The following is a 17291-nucleotide window of genomic DNA, read 5'->3' on the forward strand; positions in this document are numbered from 1 at the left end:
GGCGGCCGACGCCGGCACCCAGCACCCACCCGGGTGAAAAGTGGCGTGGGTCACACGCACCGCTGTCACATTCCCCGGCTCGCTCCCGTCAATGAGGTGTAGCCAGCACCGACCACACCACAGGAGCGCACCAATCATGGATGCTCGTCTGAACCTGATGACCAGCCCCGTCGGCGCCAAGTTCTTCAAGTACATCAACTCGGCGGGCAAGGTGCTCACGGACTCCACCGTGCCGCACGCCACCCAGGAGCTGGTGAAGCTCCGTGCCAGCCAGATCAACGGCTGCGGGTTCTGCACCGACATGCACACCAAGGACGCCGAGGCCGCGGGTGAGAGCACCCAGCGGCTCCATCTGGTCGCGGCGTGGCGGGAGGCCACGGTGTTCACCGAGGCCGAGCGTGCCGCGCTGGAGCTGGTGGAGCAGGGCACGCGGATCGCGGACGCGGCCGGCGGGGTGACCGACGAAGCCTGGACGGAGGCCGCGAAGCACTACGACGAGGAGCAGCTCGCCGCCCTCGTCGGCCTGATCGCGATGATCAACCTCTACAACCGGCTGAACGTCATCGTCCGGCAGCCGGCCGGCGACTACCGGCCGGGCATGTTCGGCTGACCGGCCGGCAGCGGGGCGGCGGCCGGTACGGGGGTCCGGCCGGTCCGTCCCCGCCGGGGGCGCGCGTCACGGGTCCGTTCGCGCCGGGGCGTGCGTCACGGGTGCATGCGCGCCCCCTTCAGCACCTTGTCCACCCCGTTGCGCGGGCCGTACACCGCCAGCCCGACCAGGTCCAGATCGGCCGTCGGCACGGCGCGTACGGCCGCGCGGTTGTCGCGGTCGTTGCCGGTGGCGAACAGGTCGGCCGTGAACACCGCGCAGGGCAGGGCCCGGCCGAGGGCCCGCTCGTGCGCCGCGCGCAGGGTCTCCTTCTCGCCCTCGAAGACCAGCACCGGCTGCCGGAACATGGGCAGGTACGTCACCCCGTCCGCGTCCTCGTACGGCTCCCCCACCACCTCGGGCAGGGTCGCGCCCAGGCCGCTGACCAGGAACGCGGTGACGTTCAGGCGCTGCCAGGGGGCCAGGTCCGCGCGCAGCAGGACGGCGATCTTGGTGTCGAAACGGACGGGTTCGGTGCTCAGGGAACTCATGGTCCGAGACTGCCGACCGCCGCCGGGCGCCGTCTTGTACGTTGTTTGCATGGCCGTGAGCAGGGCCGCGAGCGAGGCCCCGGGGGAGGAAGTGAACGCGTGGCGCCCCCGTGTGCCGGGCGTCACCGAGGTGTTCCACGCCCACTTCACCGAGTACGCCTACCCGATGCACGTCCACGACGCCTGGACACTGCTGATCGTGGACGACGGGGCGGTGCGCTACGACCTGGACCGCCATGAGCACGGCACCCCGCTGGACACGGTCAGCCTGCTGCCGCCGCACGTGCCGCACAACGGCTCCCCGGCGACCCCGGGCGGCTTCCGCAAGCGGGTGGTGTACCTCGACAGCAGCCGGCTGGGCGAGGAGCTGATCGGGGCCGCGGTCGACGGCCCCGATCTGCGCGATCCCGTGCTGCGCCGGCGCGTCGGGCAGCTGCACTCGGCCCTGGCCCGCCCCGGCGACGAGCTGGAGGCGGAGAGCAGGCTGACCTTGGTCGGCGAGCGGCTGCGCGGCCACCTGCGGCACCGCGCGGATCCGCCGCGGCCCCGGCGCGACCCCCGGCTCGCGCGCCGCCTGCGGGAGTTGCTGGACGCGCGGCTCGTCGACGGCGTCGCCCTTGCCGAGGCGTCGACGCTGCTGCACGCCCATCCGACCCATCTCGTCCGGGCGTTCAGCGGCGCGTACGGCATCGCCCCGCACCAGTACCTGATGTCCCGCCGGGTCGGCCGGGCCCGCCGGCTGCTGCTGGACGGGCTGCCGCCGGGCGAGGTCGCGGCCCTGACCGGCTTCTACGACCAGGCCCATCTCACCCGGCACTTCCGGAAGTTGGTCGGGGTGCCGCCGGGCCGCTACCGGCGCGGGGCGCGCCGCGCCGGGTAGCCGCCGGGGCTCACTCGGCCGGGCGGTCGATCAGGTGCTTGAAGGCGTCCAGGTTGCGGGTGGGTTCGCCGCGGGAGACGCGCCAGGCGTACTCCTTGCGGATGGAGGTGGCGAAACCCAGCTCCAGGAGGGTGTTGAAGGCGCCGTCGGCCGCCTCCAGGACCTGGCCGAGGAGGCGGTCGATCTCCTCGGGGGTGACGGCGGCGAGCGGGAGGCGCGCGGTGACGTAGACGTCGCCGAGCCGGTCGACGGCGTAACTCACGCCGTACAGCTTGAGGTTGCGCTCCAGCAGCCAGCGGTGGACGCCCGCCTCGTTCTCGTCGGGGTGGCGGACGACGAAGGCGTTGAGGGAGAGGGAGTGCCGGCCGACGAGGAAGGAGACCGTGGTGGACAGCTTGCGCGTGCCGGGCAGCTTGACCACGTAGTTCCCGGGCTCGGGACGCTCCCACTCCAGTTCGGCGTCCTGGAAGACGGCCTCCAGCACCTGTCCGGCCTTGTCGACATCACCCATGGTGGGAGCGTACGCGACGGCGGTGCGACTGGGTGGCGGCCGTGTAGACGTCGGCGGTCGCCGCGGCCGCCGCGTCCCAGCCGAAACATCGGGCGTGCCGGGCGGCGGCCTCGCCCATGCGCGCGGTGAGGGCGGGCTCGTCGGCGAACCGGCCGAGCACGCGGGCGTAGTCGGCCGGTTCGTGCCCGTCGACCAGGAAGCCGGTCTCGCCGTCGCGCACGGCCACCGGCAGTCCGCCGACCGAGGCGGCGAGCACCGGGGTGCCGGCCGCCTGCGCCTCGATGGCGACCAGCCCGAAGGACTCGCTGTACGACGGCATGACCAGCACGGAGGCGGCCCGGAACCAGTCCGCCAGCTGTTCCTGGCCGACCGGCGGGCGGAACCGTACGACGTCCGCGATGCCGAGCCGGGCGGCGAGCTTCTGGAGCCCCTCGGGCTTGGCGAGGCCGCTGCCGCTGGGGCCGCCGACCACCGGGACGAGGATGCGGGAGCGCAGCTCGGGACGCGCGTCGAGGAGGACGGCCACCGCGCGCAGCAGCACGTCCGGGGCCTTCAGGGGCTGTATGCGGCCCGCGAAGACCGGGATCAGGGCGTCCGGCGGCAGGCCGAGGCGGGCGCGGGCGGCGGCCCGGCCGTCGGCGGGGCGGAAGCGCTCCAGGTTCACCCCGGGGTGGACGACGGCGACCTTGGCGGGGTCGGCCTCGTAGTGCCGGGCGAGTTCCCCGGCCTCCTCGGCGGTGTTGGCGATCAGCCGGTCCGCGGCGGCGACGATCTGCATCTCGCCGATGACCCGGGCGGCGGGCTCGGGACGGTCGCCGGCGGCCAGGTTGGCGTTCTTGACCTTGGCCATGGTGTGCATGGCGTGCACCAGGGGCACGCCCCAGCGCTGGGCGGCGAGCCAGCCGACGTGGCCGGAGAGCCAGTAGTGGGAGTGGACCAGGTCGTAGTAGCCGGGGCGGTGGCCGGCCCACGCCTGCATCACCCCGTGGGTGAAGGCGCACAGCTGGGCGGGCAGCTCCTCCTTGGCCAGCCCCTCGTACGGCCCCGCGTCGACGTGCCGGACCAGGACGCCGGGGGCGAGCTGGACGGTGGGCGGCAGATCGCCGGCCGTGGCCCGGGTGAAGACCTCGACCTCGATGCCGAGCGCGGCCAGCCGCTGGGCCAGCTCCACGATGTAGACGTTCATGCCGCCCGCGTCGCCGGTGCCGGGCTGGTGCAGGGGTGAGGTGTGGACGGAGAGCATGGCCACCCGCCGGGGTCTGCGGTGCAGCCGGAGCCGGGGAGCGGCGGACGGGGAGCGGCGCACGAGCCTGCCGGTGTACTGGCTCACGTGGCGGTCCTCCTTGTGGGCATGCCGTCGGGAGGACTCGCCCGTGCCCTCCACGGTGGTGCAACAGCGGCGAGGGGGCCGGCCATTTCCGGAACAAGCGGCTTTGCCGAATCATTACCCTTTCGGCTCAACTCCGTCCGCCCGGCCGCGCCCCTTACCCTCGTACGCATGGCCTCCCGCACCGCCCTCCCCCACTCCCGGCTGCGCTCGGGCGACGGGACGCCCGTGGTGGGCACCGTGACGCGCGGGACCACCAACCCGAACCGGCTGCGCCGCATGGACCGCTGGATCGCCGCCGCGCACGGCGCCGAGCTGCGCCGGGCCGGCGAACCGGTCGTGGTCGACCTCGGCTACGGCGCCGCCCCGTGGACCGCCGTCGAGCTGCTCGGCCGGCTGCGCACCGTCGCCCCGCGCACCCGGGTCGTCGGCGTCGAGATCGAACCGGAGCGGGTGGCGGCCGCCCGGCCCTACGAGCGGGACGGGCTGGTCTTCCGGCACGGCGGCTTCGAGGTGCCGGTGCCCGGCCGCCCGACGCTGATCCGGGCCGCGAACGTGCTGCGGCAGTACGACGAGGCCGAGGTCGCCGCCGTCTGGGAGCGGCTGTGCGCGCGGCTGGCCCCCGCGGGCGGCGGTTCGCGCGGCGGGCTGCTGGTCGAGGGGACGTGCGACGAGATCGGGCGGCGGCACGTGTGGGTGGCGCTCGGCCCCGAGGGGCCCCGGACGGTCACCTTCGCCACCCGCCTCGGTTCGCTGGAGCGCCCCTCCGATCTCGCCGAACGGCTGCCGAAGGCGCTGATCCACCGCAATGTGCCCGGTGAGCCGGTGCACGCGTTCCTGCGCGATTTCGACCGCGCCTGGGCGGCCGCCGCGCCGTACGCCTCGTACGGCGCGCGACAGCGCTGGATGCGCGCCGTGCGCTCCCTCACCGGTGACTGGCCGGTGACGGACGCGCCGGGCCGCTGGCGGCAGGGCGAAGTGACCGTGGCGTGGGAGGCGTTGGCGCCCCGGAACTGAAACCACCCTTTCGGGTGGTCGGCAACGGAACGATCCCCGGGCGCCGTTCGTCACACGGGCGGGGTGGTCGTCGTGGCGGCCGGGGCGTTCGAGGCGGGGGGGAAAGTCCGACTTTCCTCACGTCCTCTGTCGCTTTGCGCGCGACCGTGGCACGATCCCTCAGGCATCCGTATGTTACTGACGGTAAATCAGCTGGGGGGTAGGTATGGGTACGGGCAAGCGTGGTCTGCTCGCGGCCGCCCTGACCGTGGTCTGCGCGGTGACCGTGCTCGCGGCGCCCGGTGCGGCGTTCGCCGCCCCCGCACCGCCGCCGGGTGCCGGGGCGCCCGGTCCGAGCCCGACTCCCGTGCCGGACAAGGACCTCGAACAGGTCCGCCAGAAGCTCGACACGCTCTACCACGACGCGGCCGTCGCCACCGACGCGTACAACGCGGCCGAGGAGAAGGCGAAGAAGCAGTCCGCCGAGATCGCCGCGCTGGCCGAGAAGATCGTGGCCGGGCAGCGGAAGCTGGCGAAGCTCAAGGACCAGGCGGGCGCGGCGGCCCGGGAGCAGTACCGCGGCGGCGGGCTGCCGCCCACGGCCCGGTTCCTGCTCAGCGACGACCCGGGGCAGGTACTGGACGGCGCCGGCCTGGTCCTCCAGGGGCAGCAGGCGGCCAACCATCTGATCGGCGAACTGTCCGACACCCAGCAGCAGTTGCAGGACTACGCGGACGACGCCGCCGCCCAGTGGAAGAAGCTGGACGCGGACCGCAGGGCCAAGGCCGCCGCCAAGAAGAAGATCCAGCAGCAGATCGACGCCGCGAAGAAGCTGGAGTCGTCGCTGGAGAAGAAGCAGAAGGAGCGGCTCGACCAGCTGGAGCAGCAGGCCGCGCTCAAGGCGCAGACCACCTGGCTGGACACCGGCATCCTCGAGAAGATCCACGGCAAGGCGTCCGCCGAGGGCGAGAAGGCCGTGGCGTTCGCCACCGCCCAGATCGGCAAGCCGTACGTGTGGGGCGCCGCGGGTCCGGACTCCTTCGACTGCTCCGGCCTGACCTCCCAGGCGTGGGCCGCGGCCGGCCGTCCCATCCCGCGCACCTCGCAGGAGCAGTGGAAGCAGCTCAAGCACATCCCGGTGAAGGACATGCGCCCCGGCGACCTCGTCATCTACTTCGACGACGCCAGCCATGTCGCCCTCTACATAGGAGACGGCGCGATCGTCCAGGCCCCCCGCCCGGGCCGCACGGTGACGGTCGCGGGCGCGGGCTCGATGCCGATCCTGGGCGTCGTACGACCGGACGCGTGACGCGACGGGCGCCCGGGGCCGGCGGAGGGCAGCGGGCGGCCCGGCGACCGGGGGCCCGCCGCCGGCGCGGCGGGCGGGCCCGTTCGGTGGCCTCCGGCGGGGTGGGCGGGGCTACGCCGGGAGGTGCCTCTTGGCGAAGTCCAGTTCCAGGGAGACCTGCTTGATGCGCTCGTCGGCGACCAGGGAGCCGTGGCCGGCGTCGTAGCGGTAGACCTCGTGGGTGGCGCCGCGGGATTCGAGGCGCTTGACGTAGTTGTCGATCTGCCGGATGGGGCAGCGGGGGTCGTTGACGCCCGCGGAGATGTAGACGGGGGCCTTGACCCGGTCGACGTAGGTGAGCGGCGAGGACGCCTCGAAGCGCTCGGGGACCTCCTCCGGGGTGCCGCCCAGCAGGGTGCGGTCCATGGCCTTCAGGGCCTCCATCTCGTCGTGGTACGCCGTCACGTAGTCCGCGACCGGGACGACCGCGATGCCGACCGCCCACGCGTCCGGCTGGGTGCCGAGGCCGAGGAGGGTGAGGTAGCCGCCCCAGGAGGCGCCGGTGAGGACCAGACGGGCGGGGTCGGCCAGGCCGGAGGAGACCGCCCAGTCGCGGACGGCCGCCACGTCCTCCAGCTCGATCAGGCCGACCCGGTGCTTGAGCGCGTCCGTCCACGCGCGGCCGTACCCGGTCGAGCCGCGGTAGTTGACGCGGATCACCGCGTACCCGTGGTCGACCCAGGCGGCCGGGCCGGCGGCGAAGGAGTCGCTGTCGTGCCACGTCGGGCCGCCGTGCAGGTCGAAGACGGTGGGCAGGGGGCCGGTGGCGCCCGCCGGCTTCTGGATCAGGGCGTGGACGCGGCCGCCGGGGCCCTCCACCCACACGTCCTCCACCGGCACCGACGGCGGGCACGCCATCCCCGGCGGGTCCAGGACCATCCCGCCGGAGGTGGACCGCACCGCCGGCGGCTCGGCGGCCGACGACCACAGGTACTCCACGCTGCCGTCCGGGCGGGCCGTCGCCCCGGAGACCGAGCCGGGCGGGGTCGGGACACGGGTCAGCTCACGGCTCGCCAGGTCGTAGCGGAACAGCTCGCTGCGGGCCTCGAAGCTGTGCACGATCAGCAGGCCCGAGCCGTCCGGGTACCACTCCGCGGCCACGTCACCGGGCAGCTCCAGCGCGAGGTCCGTCTCCTCCCCGGACACCACGTCCCACACCAGCGGCTCCCAGCGGCCCCGGCGCTGGTGCCCGACGAGCAGCCGGTTGTCGCCCTCCACGGGCGCGAAGCCCAGCACCTCCAGGCCCAGCTCCTCGGTGCCGCCCTTGGTGTCGTCCAGCTCGGCGACCGGTGTGCCGTCCGGGCGCAGCACGCGCAGCGCCGCGTGCATCGCGTCGCCGTGCTCGGTGTGCTCGATGACGAGCAGCGAGCCGTCGTGGGAGAGGTCGCCGACGCCCGCGGACTCGCGGTGCCGGTAGATCTCCACCGGCTCCTCGCCCGCGCGGGCCAGGTGGATCGTCGTGCCGTCCTCGTCGGTGGAGCGGCCCACGACCGCGGTGCGGCCGTCGCGGGCCAGGGCGAGACCGGCCGGGTAGGAGGGGGCGAGGCCCGGGACGGCCGGTTCGTCCGCGCCGCCGGTGAAGGGCTGGCGGCGCCAGACGCCGAACTCGTCGCCGTCCTTGTCGTCGAACCACCAGATCCAGGCGCCGTCCGGGGAGAGCACGCCGCTCGTCGTGCCGTTCGGCCGGGCCGTGGCCTGGCGCTGCTCGCCCGTCGCGCGGTCCCACGCGTACAGCTCGTACGTGCCCGTCGCGTTCGACACGAACAGCGAGCGGTGCGGTGCGTCCTCCGCCCAGTCGGGCAGCGACACGCGCGGCGCGCGGAAGCGCTTCTCCCAGTCCGGCATCCCCGAGGTGTCCGGCGTCCTGCTCTCACTCATCGCCCCAGTCATGCGCCCATACTGCCTGGCCGCGCGGACAATTGTGTGGCGGGTGGGCACAGCCTGTGGATAACTTCCCGCGCATGACCACACAGACGTCGTCCACACCCGTGCCCGAGGGCTGGCGCGAGGACAACCGGGCCCTGTGGGACGAGAGGGTGCCCGTCCATGTGAACAGCGGCTTCTACGACCTCGACGGCTTCCGCGCCCGCCCGGACGTGCTGCGGGACTTCGAGACCGCCGAGGTCGGCGACGTCACCGGCAGGAGCCTGCTGCACCTCCAGTGCCACCTCGGCCTGGACACCCTCTCCTGGGCGCACCGCGGCGCCGCCCGCGTCGTCGGCCTGGACTTCTCCGCGCCCGCCGTCGAGGCGGCCCGCACGCTCGCGGCCGACCTGGGGTACGGGCCCGAGCGCGCGGCCTTCGTCACCGGTGACGTGTACGACGCGGCGCGGGCCGTGCCCGAGGCGTCGTACGACATCGTGTACACCGGGCTCGGCGCGCTGTGCTGGCTGCCGGACGTCCGGCGGTGGGCCGAGACCGCCGCGTCCCTGGTGGCGCCGGGCGGCTTCCTCTACCTCGCCGAGTTCCACCCGCTCACCGAGGCCCTGGACGACGCGACCGGCGGCCGGGTCGTGCGCGACTACTTCTCCCGGGACGCGCAGGTGTACGACGAACCCGGCACCTACGCCGACCGGGACGCCGTCACCGTGCACAACCGCAGCGTGCAGTGGCAGCACACGCTCGGGGACGTCGTCTCGGCGCTCGCCGCGACCGGACTGCGCCTGGAGTTCCTGCACGAGCACGACGTCTCCCTCTTCCCGCGCTTCGAGAACTTCGAGGTGCGCGACGGCTACCACCGCTTCCCCGCGGGCCACCCGCGGATCCCGTTGATCTACTCGCTGAAGGCCGTCAAGGACTGACCCTGCGGTCCGGGCGGCGGGGCGGGCGCCGTACCGTGGAGGGCGTGTACCGGTTTCTGCTGACTCCGCGCTGGTGGGGCATCAACGTCTTCGTGCTGCTCGCCATCCCCTTCTGCATCTTCATGGGGTCCTGGCAGCTGAGCCGGTTCGAGGGGCGGGTGCAGGAGGAGCACGCCGCGAACCGGCAGGCCGCCTCCGACAGTTCCGAGGCGGCACGGCCGCTGGACTCGATGCTGCCGGTGGACAAGGCGACGTCCGGGCGACGGGTGACCGCGCACGGACGGTACGGGACGCAGCTGCTGGTGCCCGGCCGGCAGCTCGACGACAAGGACGGGTTCTACGTCCTGACGCTGCTGCGCACCGGCACCGGCAAGGCGCTGCCGGTGGTGCGCGGCTGGCTGCCGGGCAAGGCCGACGCGGCGAAGGCGCCCGCGCCGCCGCGGGGCGAGGTCACCGTCACCGGCGCGCTGCAGGCGTCCGAGACGCCCGGGGACAACGGGGTGAGCGCGCAGGGCGGGCTGCCGGCGGGACAGACGGCGGCGATCAGCTCGGCCTCGCTGGTCAACCTCGTGCCGTACCGCCTCTACGACGCGTGGGTGACGCTGGACAAGGCCGACGCGGGGATGAAGGCGGTGCCGGCGGCGGCCCCGGACGGCACCGGGCTGGACCTGAAGGCGTTCCAGAACCTGGGGTACACCGGCGAGTGGTTCGTCTTCGCCGGGTTCACGGTGTTCATGTGGTTCCGGCTGCTGCGGCGCGAGGTCGAGGCCGCGCGGGACGCCGAGCTGGGCCTGGTGCCGCAGGAGGACGCGGCGCCGGTCACGGTGTCCTCCGGCGGCTGAGCCCGCCTTCGCCGCGCGCGGCCGGGCGGGCCCGGACGCTACGACCCGGCCAGCAGCCCCGTGTAGTACACGGTCCCCGCGCACTCCCCCGTCACCACGGTGGACACCGTCGGGGAGCCGGCCTGGGCGGTGTGGGTGAGCAGGACGTCGCCGTCGGGCGGGGTGTCCCCGGAGCCCAGCTGGGTCGTGGTGCCGGAGGGGCCGCCGGTGTCGGTGGAGCCGTCCGTCGCGGTGGGCGTCGGGTCGGGGGTCGCGCCCCCGCCGGCCGGGGCGCCGGTCGAGCCGCCGCTCGTGGGACAGGTCTCGGAGGGCACGAAGGCGAACTTCTCCTCGTAGGCCGAACCCGGCTGGAGGACCAGCCCGCTCACCTCCTGCGAGGGGTCGGGCAGCCCGGTCGCCGCGTCCCCCGCCGCATGCCGTACGACGATGATCTTCGCGGGTTCCGCGGCGCCCTGCGCGCTCGCGCCCACCGTGCCCGCGCCGTCGACCGCGCAGGCGCTCGTGGAGACGTTGGTGACGTGGAACGTGCCGTAGACGACGCCCGCGGAGTCCGGCGCGTCCGTGCTGCCCGTGGCGGAGCCCAGCTGGGCCGCCGTGCACACCGGGACGCCCGCGGCCAGGGTGGCCGACGGGTCGGCGCCCGCGGCCGAACCCGCGCCCGCGCCGCCGGTCCTGCCCTTCTCGCCCGGCTTGCCCGGCTCCTTGCCGGGCTGGGCCGGCCGGCCGTCGGCGCCCTTGCCGCCGCTCGTCTCGCCGCCCTTGTCCCGGCCGTGCCCGGTGCCGGACCTGGCCTGCGAGGACTGGCCGGCCATCGCGGTGTCGGGGTCGCTGCCGCCGGAGCCGGAGACATGGACGAGGGCCGGGATGGCCGTACCGAAGAACAGGGCCGCCGCGGCCATGCCGACAGCGGCCTGCCGCTTGCGGGCCCGCCGCGCGGGCACCGCCCGGCGCAGATGCTCCAGGGAGCCGGTGCTCGGCTCGATGCCGTCGACCGCGGAGTGCAGCAGCAGCCGCAGCGCCGCCTCGTCCGACCCGGGGCCGCCGAGCGCCGGAGCCGGTTCCCCGGACTCCGGCCGGCCGTCCGGCCCGCCGGAGCCCTCGCCCTCACCGAAGGAGTCCCGCGGCCCCTGGACGTCGTCCGCGGCCGGCGCGAGCCCCTCGGTGGTCCTGTCGTCGGGGCCGTGGTTCACAGTTTCGTTCCCAGCGTGCGATGACGTGTGGTGGTGGCGTCGGGGTGCAGGTCGTCGTTCATACGGGCTGCTCCATGGCCACCCGCAGCGCGGCGATCCCGCGCGAACCGTACGCCTTCACCGAGCCCAGGGAGATGCCGAGCGTCTCGGCGACCTGGGCCTCGGTCATGTCCGCGAAGTAGCGCAGGACCAGCACCTCCCGCTGGCGGCGCTGCAGCCCCTTCATCGCCTTGATGAGGTCGCGGCGCTCCAGCTGGTCGTACGCGCCCTCCTCCGCGCTCGCCATGTCCGGCATCGGCTTGGAGAGGAGCTTCAGGCCGAGGATGCGCCGGCGCAGCGTGGAGCGGGAGAGGTTGACCACCGTCTGCCGGAGGTAGGCGAGGGTCTTCTGCGGGTCGCGGACGCGTTTGCGCGCCGAGTGGACGCGGATGAACGCCTCCTGGACGACGTCCTCGCAGGAGGCGGTGTCGTCGAGGAGGAGCGCGGCGAGACCGAGCAGCGAGCGGTAGTGCGCCCGGTACGTCTCGGTGAGATGGTCGACGGTGGTGCCGGCGACGGCCTCGGCGGCCGTGCCCGCGGTGGTGTCCTCAGCGCCGTCTCGCTGACCGGGTATGCGGGCGGGCCGCGCGGCGGGCATGGGCGCGATCACCGGCATGCCACCGGGCGTACGGGGCCGCAGTGCCGCACGCGACGGCCGAAGGGCCGCCGTGCCGCGGGCCGCGGTGAGTTCGAGTACCTCTGCCACGCCAGTTGGACACGTCTGCCCCCGTCAGGGTTGTACGTGCCGGGCGTCACATGTGCGACAGCCGGCGGTGCCTCAAATGCCGTCATGCGTCCCGCTCTTCCCCTATGTCCGATGTGGACGGGCATCCCCGCACCCGGTCCGTTCGCGGCGCCCCCACGCCCCTCACCCCTCGCCCCGAAGAGTGACCGCAAAGACGCTCCCCGCCCTGCGCGTGGTTGCGGAGGGCGGGGAGGCACATCTTCTGTCGCCGAGTGGGACGGCTCAAGCGGTTTCGGCCATGCCGTCGGCCACATTTCTCACACAGATCCTACAAAGCGGCACCATGCGTCACCCGGCGGTCTCCCGGGCGACCAGCTCCGCGATCTGTACGAGGTTCAGTGCGGCGCCTTTGCGCAAGTTGTCGCCGCAGACGAAGAGTTCGAGCGCGGTCGGGTCGTCCAGCGCCCGCCGCAGCCGGCCCACCCAGGCGGGATCGGTGCCCACCACGTCGGCGGGGGTGGGGAACTCGCCGGCCGCCGGGTCGTCGCACAGCACCACGCCGGGCGCGGTGGCGAGGATCTCGCGGGCCCCGGCCACCCCGGTCTCGCCCTGGAAGCGGGCGTGGACGGTGAGCGAGTGGGTGGTGACCACCGGCACCCGGACACAGGTCACCGAGACCGGCAGCCCGGGCAGGGAGAGGATCCGGCGGGTCTCGTCGCGCACCCGCAGCTCCTCCGAGGACCAGCCGTCCTCGGCCGCCGTACCGGCCCACGGCACGACGTTCAGCGCGACCGGCTCGGGGAACGGGCCGGTGCTGTCGCCCACGGCCCGCCGTACGTCACCGGGCGCGGTGCCCAGCTCGGTGCCGGCGACCAGGGACAGCTGGGCCCGCAGCGTCTCCACACCGGCCCGCCCGGCCCCGCTCACCGCCTGGTACGACGACACCACCAGCTCGCGCAGCCCGTACTCGGCGTGCAGCGCGGCCAGCGCGACGATCATGGTGAGGGTGGTGGCGCCGGGGTTGGCGACGATGCCGTGCGGGCGGTTGCGCACCCGGTGGGCGTTGACCTCGGGCACCACCAGGGGCACGTCCGGGTCGGCGCGGAAGGCCCCGGAGTTGTCGACGACCACCGCGCCGCGCGCGACGGCGAGGGGCGCCCACTCGGCGGCGACCGGTTCCGGCACGTCGAACAGAGCGACGTCCACCCCGGCGAACGCGTCCTCGGTCAGGGCCGCCACCTCGACCTCCTCCCCGCGCACGGTCAGCTTGCGGCCGGCCGAGCGGGGGGAGGCGAACAGACGGATCTCGCCCCAGACGTCCGCGCGCTGGGACAGGATCTGGAGCATGACCCGGCCGACGGCTCCGGTCGCTCCCACGACCGCGAGCGTCGGCTTGGCGGTCATCGGCCGGTGCCTCCGTAGACGACGGCCTCGTCGGTGTCGGAGTCCAGCCCGAAGGCGCTGTGCACGGCGCGCACGGCCTCCGGCACGTCGTCCTTGCGGGTGACCACGGAGATGCGGATCTCGGAGGTGGAGATCAGCTCGATGTTCACGCCCGCGTCGGACAGCGCCTCGAAGAAGGCGGCGGTGACGCCCGGGTTGGTCTTCATGCCCGCGCCGACCAGCGAGATCTTGCCGATCTGGTCGTCGTAGCGCAGCGAGTCGAAGCCGATGCCGCCGCGGCTCTTCTCCAGGGCGTCGATGGCCTTGCGGCCCTCGGTCTTCGGCAGCGTGAAGGAGATGTCCGTCAGACCGGTGGCGGCGGCGGACACGTTCTGCACGACCATGTCGATGTTGATCTGGGCGTCCGCGATGGCCCGGAAGATCGAGGCGGCCTCACCCGGCTTGTCCGGCACGCCGACGACCGTGATCTTGGCCTCGGAGGTGTCGTGCGCGACACCGGAGATGATGGCCTGCTCCACCTTCTTGTCCCCAATCGGCTCACTGCTGACCCACGTGCCCTGCAACCCGCTGAAGCTGGAGCGGACGTGGATCGGGATGTTGTAGCGGCGGGCGTACTCCACACAGCGGTGGAGCAGCACCTTGGAGCCGGAGGCCGCGAGCTCCAGCATGTCCTCGAAGGAGATCCAGTCGATCTTCCTGGCCTTCTTCACCACACGCGGGTCGGCGGTGAACACGCCGTCGACGTCGGTGTAGATCTCGCAGACCTCGGCGTCGAGGGCGGCGGCGAGCGCCACGGCCGTGGTGTCCGAACCACCGCGGCCGAGGGTGGTGATGTCCTTCTTGTCGGCGCTGACACCCTGGAAACCGGCGACGATCGCGATGTTGCCCTCGTCCAGCGCGGTCCGGATCCGCCCGGGCGTGACGTCGATGATCCGGGCCTTGTTGTGGACCGAGTCGGTGATGACGCCGGCCTGGCTGCCGGTGAAGGACTGGGCCTCGTGACCCAGGTTTTTGATCGCCATGGCCAGCAGTGCCATGGAGATCCGCTCTCCGGCGGTCAGCAGCATGTCGAACTCACGCCCGGCAGGCATCGGAGAAACCTGCTCGGCGAGATCGATCAGCTCGTCCGTCGTGTCGCCCATCGCGGAAACGACGACGACAACCTGGTTGCCGTTCTTCTTCGCTTCCACGATCCGCTTGGCGACGCGCTTGATGCCTTCGGCATCGGCTACGGAGGAGCCTCCGTACTTCTGCACGACAAGGCCCACGTGCGCTCCTCGCTCGGTTCGTTTGTGTCGGCTCAGTTTAACGAGCGCCCGAAATCCACCACCCTGCTCCCGCATGGTGAGACATCCGCCGATCGGACCTCGGGCGCCCGCTTCCGCAGGGCCTCCTGCCCGCCCCGCGCCGAGCCACGCGAAACGTGCCCCGGGTCACAGCCCGGGGCCGCGACCCGGCCGGTTCACATCCCCGGCCGGATGCCCAGCGGGCCGCCGATCTCCTCGGCCATGACGCGGCCCGCCTCGAACTCCAGGGTCTCGTCGCCCATCGGGGTCTGGTCGGTGTCCAGGCCGTCCAGCTCCTCAAGGGGCTGGTTGAGCCGGACGTGGATCAGCACCGACTGGAGGGCGCGCAGCACCGCGGAGGCCGTCGGGCCCCAGTTGGAGAAGTAGGAGAACTGCCACCACCACAGCGCCTCGGTGGTGCGGCCCGCACGGTAGTGGGCCATGCCGTGGCGCAGGTCCGTGATGACGTCGGCAAGGTCGTCCGAGATCCGGGCCGGCACCGGGGCCTTGCGGGGCTCGTAGGGGTCGAAGACCTCGGAGTAGACGTCGACGGGCTCCAGCAGCCGCGCGAAGTTCTCCCGCAGGGCGTCCACGTCCGCCTCCGGGCCCGGGTCGGGCTCGTAGCGCTCGTCGGGGACGATGTCCTCGTGGGCGCCCAGCCGGCCGCCGGCCAGCAGCAGCTGGGAGACCTCCAGGAGGAGGAACGGGACGGCCGAGCCGGGCTCGTCGCCCTTGGCCACCTCCGTGACGGCGACCAGGAAGCTCTCGACCTGGTCCGCGATCTGGACCGCGAAATCGTCCGGGTCCTGCGACGTGGCGTGCAGCGTGGCGTCAGACATCTAGGAGTCTTCTCCCCTCGAAGGCGCGGCCGAGGGTGACCTCGTCCGCGTATTCCAGGTCGCCACCCACCGGGAGGCCGCTGGCCAGGCGGGTGACCTTCAGGCCCATGGGCTTGATCATCCGGGCGAGGTACGTGGCCGTCGCCTCGCCTTCGAGATTCGGATCGGTGGCCAGGATCAGCTCGGTGACCGACCCGTCGGCCAACCGCGCGAGAAGTTCCCGTATACGCAGGTCGTCGGGTCCCACACCCTCGATCGGGCTGATCGCGCCCCCGAGCACGTGGTAGCGGCCGCGGAACTCGCGGGTGCGCTCGATCGCGACGACGTCCTTGGGCTCCTCCACCACACAGATCACGGAGGGGTCGCGGCGCGGGTCACGGCAGATGTTGCACAGCTCCTCCTGCGCGACGTTGCCGCACGTCGCGCAGAAGCGGACCTTCGCCTTGACCTCCAGCAGCGCCTGCGCGAGCCGCTTCACGTCCGTCGGCTCGGCCTGAAGCACGTGGAAGGCGATCCGCTGCGCGCTCTTGGGACCGACGCCGGGCAGCCGCCCCAGCTCGTCGATGAGGTCCTGGACCACGCCTTCGTACAACGGACTGCCCTTCCTGGAGACCTTTCGGTACGTACGCTAGTGGGGACGGGCTCAGAACGGCAGACCGGGGATGCCCGTGCCGCCGCCCAGACCCTGCGCCAGGGGGCCGAGCTTCTGCTGCTGGAGCGCCTGCGCGTTCTCGTTGGCCGCCTGCACGGCCGCCACGATCAGGTCGGCGAGGGTCTCGGTGTCCTCCGGGTCCACCGCCTTCGGGTCGATCTTCAGTCCGCGCAGCTCGCCGGCGCCGGTCACGGTGGCCCGCACCAGGCCGCCGCCTGCCTGCCCGTCGACCTCCGTCTCCGCCAGTTCCTGTTGCGCCCGCTGCAGGTCCTGCTGCATCTTCTGCGCCTGCTGGAGCAACTGCTGCATGTTGGGCTGGCCACCACCGGGGATCACGATCAGCTCCTCTACGTCTTTCTCCTTGGCACGAGCCTACGTGGTCCAGGCGGCCCTCGCGCCGCCACTCTTTCGAGTGAGAGAGACGGCGGATCTCCACCTGATCAAGGCCCTCTTCCGGGCGGAAAAGCCGGGAAAGTCCCGACCGGGCCACCCGTTGGGCGGTAGGAAGGGTGGCGCACGTCGCCAGGGAATGTCACGCCACGTGACCGGTCGTGATCAGTAGGGAGTGCCGGGTGGGTCAGCCGGAGATGCAGCCCGAGGGGCCGCCTCAGGACGGGCGGGGCGAGGGCGCGCCCGGTCCCCGGCCGGGCGATCTGACCGGCCGGGCCCTGCCGCCCGGCGACTGGGGCGAACCCGGCGAGCGGCTGGACGAGTTGTACCGCTGGGTGGAGCACGGCGCGCTGCGCACGGCGGACTGGTACCTGCGGGACCGGCTGTGGAAGCGGCGCGGGGCGCGGGTGCTGCGGGCCGGGGCGGCGGCGGGCGCGGTGACCGGGGTGGCCCTGCCGCTGCTGGACCTGACCGGGCTCGCGGCCGGCGCGGCCCGCTGGGGGTGCCTGGCGCTGCTGCTGGCGGCCGCGTGCGCCGGTGTCGACCGGTACTTCGGGGTGACGTCCGGCTGGATGCGGGACGTGGCGACGGCGCAGGCGGTGCAGCGGCGGTTGCAGGCGCTCCAGTTCGACTGGGCGGCGGAGGGCATGCGGGAGGTGCTGGGCCCCGCGGAGGGGACGGCGAGTGAGGCGGCGGAGCGGTGCGTGGTGCTGCTGCGGCGGTTCTCGGAGGACGTGACGGAACTGGTGCGGGTGGAGACGGCCGACTGGATGGGCTCGTTCCGGGCGGGTGCGGCGCCGATGGGGATCCAGGGCGCGGTGGGGTGCGTGCCGCGGCAGGAGGCGGTCGGCCAGGGCGGCCGGTTCCCGCTGCCGCCGGTGGGCGGGGCGCGCCCGAACATGCCGCGGCAGCGGCCCCCGGAGCCCCGCTGAAGCCGAGGGGCGTGGGCGGTGCCCCCAGC

Annotated in this window: 18 protein-coding genes; 7 read left to right on the forward strand and 11 right to left on the reverse strand. The window is 73.3% G+C overall.

From position 1 onward, the window contains the following. Positions 1-136: 136 nt before the first annotated feature. Complete coding sequence (locus ACSP97_RS16955; RefSeq protein WP_180330467.1) at positions 137-610, forward strand: carboxymuconolactone decarboxylase family protein; 474 nt, start codon at positions 137-139, stop codon at positions 608-610. Positions 611-705: 95 nt separating this feature from the next. On the opposite strand, the gene ACSP97_RS16960 is transcribed toward ACSP97_RS16955, so the two are convergent. Beyond that, a complete protein-coding gene (locus ACSP97_RS16960; protein WP_440558153.1) occupies positions 706-1191 on the reverse strand; it encodes a DUF2000 family protein in 486 nt (161 codons plus the stop codon). On the opposite strand from ACSP97_RS16960, the gene ACSP97_RS16965 reads away from it, so the two are divergent. Continuing rightward, positions 1190-2020: an AraC family transcriptional regulator gene (locus ACSP97_RS16965; RefSeq protein ID WP_355528553.1), complete on the forward strand. Its 831-nt coding sequence runs from the start codon at positions 1190-1192 to the stop codon at positions 2018-2020. The two genes, ACSP97_RS16960 and ACSP97_RS16965, sit on opposite strands and share 2 nt — an antisense overlap. A gap of 10 nt (positions 2021-2030) precedes the next feature. On the opposite strand, the gene ACSP97_RS16970 is transcribed toward ACSP97_RS16965, so the two are convergent. Both ACSP97_RS16970 and mshA read right to left on the reverse strand, forming a co-directional pair. Further along, positions 2031-2531, reverse strand: a complete 501-nt coding sequence (locus ACSP97_RS16970) for a YbjN domain-containing protein (protein WP_355321709.1) — start codon at positions 2529-2531, stop codon at positions 2031-2033. After that, the gene (gene mshA / locus ACSP97_RS16975) at positions 2524-3861 is read right to left on the reverse strand and encodes a D-inositol-3-phosphate glycosyltransferase (RefSeq protein ID WP_355146153.1); all 1338 of its coding nucleotides are present in this window, start codon (positions 3859-3861) and stop codon (positions 2524-2526) included. The genes ACSP97_RS16970 and mshA overlap by 8 nt, the downstream gene beginning before the upstream one ends. 168 nt (positions 3862-4029) lie before the next feature. Between mshA and ACSP97_RS16980 the strand changes: the two genes are divergently transcribed. Further along, positions 4030-4875, forward strand: coding sequence for a class I SAM-dependent methyltransferase (locus ACSP97_RS16980; RefSeq protein WP_440558156.1), 846 nt, complete (start codon positions 4030-4032; stop codon positions 4873-4875). Positions 4876-5080: 205 nt separating this feature from the next. Next, positions 5081-6163: a C40 family peptidase gene (locus tag ACSP97_RS16985; RefSeq protein WP_355321705.1), complete on the forward strand. Its 1083-nt coding sequence runs from the start codon at positions 5081-5083 to the stop codon at positions 6161-6163. Between the two features lie 111 nt (positions 6164-6274). On the opposite strand, the gene ACSP97_RS16990 is transcribed toward ACSP97_RS16985, so the two are convergent. Beyond that, a complete protein-coding gene (locus tag ACSP97_RS16990; protein WP_440558158.1) occupies positions 6275-8080 on the reverse strand; it encodes a prolyl oligopeptidase family serine peptidase in 1806 nt (601 codons plus the stop codon). 83 nt (positions 8081-8163) lie between these two features. Between ACSP97_RS16990 and ACSP97_RS16995 the strand changes: the two genes are divergently transcribed. Both ACSP97_RS16995 and ACSP97_RS17000 read left to right on the forward strand, forming a co-directional pair. Beyond that, positions 8164-9003 carry a class I SAM-dependent methyltransferase gene (locus ACSP97_RS16995; RefSeq protein WP_355321701.1) on the forward strand — a complete coding sequence of 280 codons (840 nt, stop codon included), beginning with the start codon at positions 8164-8166 and terminating at the stop codon, positions 9001-9003. 44 nt (positions 9004-9047) lie between these two features. Then, a complete protein-coding gene (locus tag ACSP97_RS17000) occupies positions 9048-9845 on the forward strand; it encodes an SURF1 family protein (protein ID WP_355146163.1) in 798 nt (265 codons plus the stop codon). A gap of 38 nt (positions 9846-9883) precedes the next feature. Here ACSP97_RS17000 and ACSP97_RS17005 read toward each other — a convergent pair whose 3' ends face one another. The 7 genes from ACSP97_RS17005 to ACSP97_RS17035 all read right to left on the reverse strand — a co-directional run bounded on the left by ACSP97_RS17005 (position 9884) and on the right by ACSP97_RS17035 (position 16276). Beyond that, positions 9884-11035 carry a hypothetical protein gene (locus tag ACSP97_RS17005; RefSeq protein ID WP_355528557.1) on the reverse strand — a complete coding sequence of 384 codons (1152 nt, stop codon included), beginning with the start codon at positions 11033-11035 and terminating at the stop codon, positions 9884-9886. 58 nt (positions 11036-11093) lie between these two features. Beyond that, positions 11094-11780, reverse strand: coding sequence for a SigE family RNA polymerase sigma factor (locus tag ACSP97_RS17010; protein ID WP_355146167.1), 687 nt, complete (start codon positions 11778-11780; stop codon positions 11094-11096). A 327-nt stretch (positions 11781-12107) separates the two neighbouring features. Further along, positions 12108-13163, reverse strand: a complete 1056-nt coding sequence (locus ACSP97_RS17015; protein WP_355321695.1) for an aspartate-semialdehyde dehydrogenase — start codon at positions 13161-13163, stop codon at positions 12108-12110. After that, positions 13160-14431, reverse strand: coding sequence for an aspartate kinase (locus ACSP97_RS17020; protein WP_355146171.1), 1272 nt, complete (start codon positions 14429-14431; stop codon positions 13160-13162). Before ACSP97_RS17020 ends, ACSP97_RS17015 begins: the two co-directional genes overlap by 4 nt. A gap of 194 nt (positions 14432-14625) precedes the next feature. Beyond that, positions 14626-15288 (reverse strand): DUF5063 domain-containing protein, encoded by a 663-nt coding sequence (locus ACSP97_RS17025; RefSeq protein WP_355146173.1) that lies wholly within the window; start codon positions 15286-15288, stop codon positions 14626-14628. Further along, positions 15281-15880 carry a recombination mediator RecR gene (gene recR, locus ACSP97_RS17030; RefSeq protein WP_070024150.1) on the reverse strand — a complete coding sequence of 200 codons (600 nt, stop codon included), beginning with the start codon at positions 15878-15880 and terminating at the stop codon, positions 15281-15283. Before recR ends, ACSP97_RS17025 begins: the two co-directional genes overlap by 8 nt. A gap of 51 nt (positions 15881-15931) precedes the next feature. Next, a complete protein-coding gene (locus ACSP97_RS17035; RefSeq protein WP_070024151.1) occupies positions 15932-16276 on the reverse strand; it encodes a YbaB/EbfC family nucleoid-associated protein in 345 nt (114 codons plus the stop codon). A gap of 236 nt (positions 16277-16512) precedes the next feature. On the opposite strand from ACSP97_RS17035, the gene ACSP97_RS17040 reads away from it, so the two are divergent. Continuing rightward, positions 16513-17262 carry an SLATT domain-containing protein gene (locus ACSP97_RS17040; protein WP_355146176.1) on the forward strand — a complete coding sequence of 250 codons (750 nt, stop codon included), beginning with the start codon at positions 16513-16515 and terminating at the stop codon, positions 17260-17262. Positions 17263-17291 lie beyond the last annotated feature (29 nt).

Source organism: Streptomyces sp. SCPE 10 (genome assembly GCF_051980735.1).
Classification (GTDB): Bacteria; Actinomycetota; Actinomycetes; order Streptomycetales; family Streptomycetaceae; genus Streptomyces; species Streptomyces misionensis.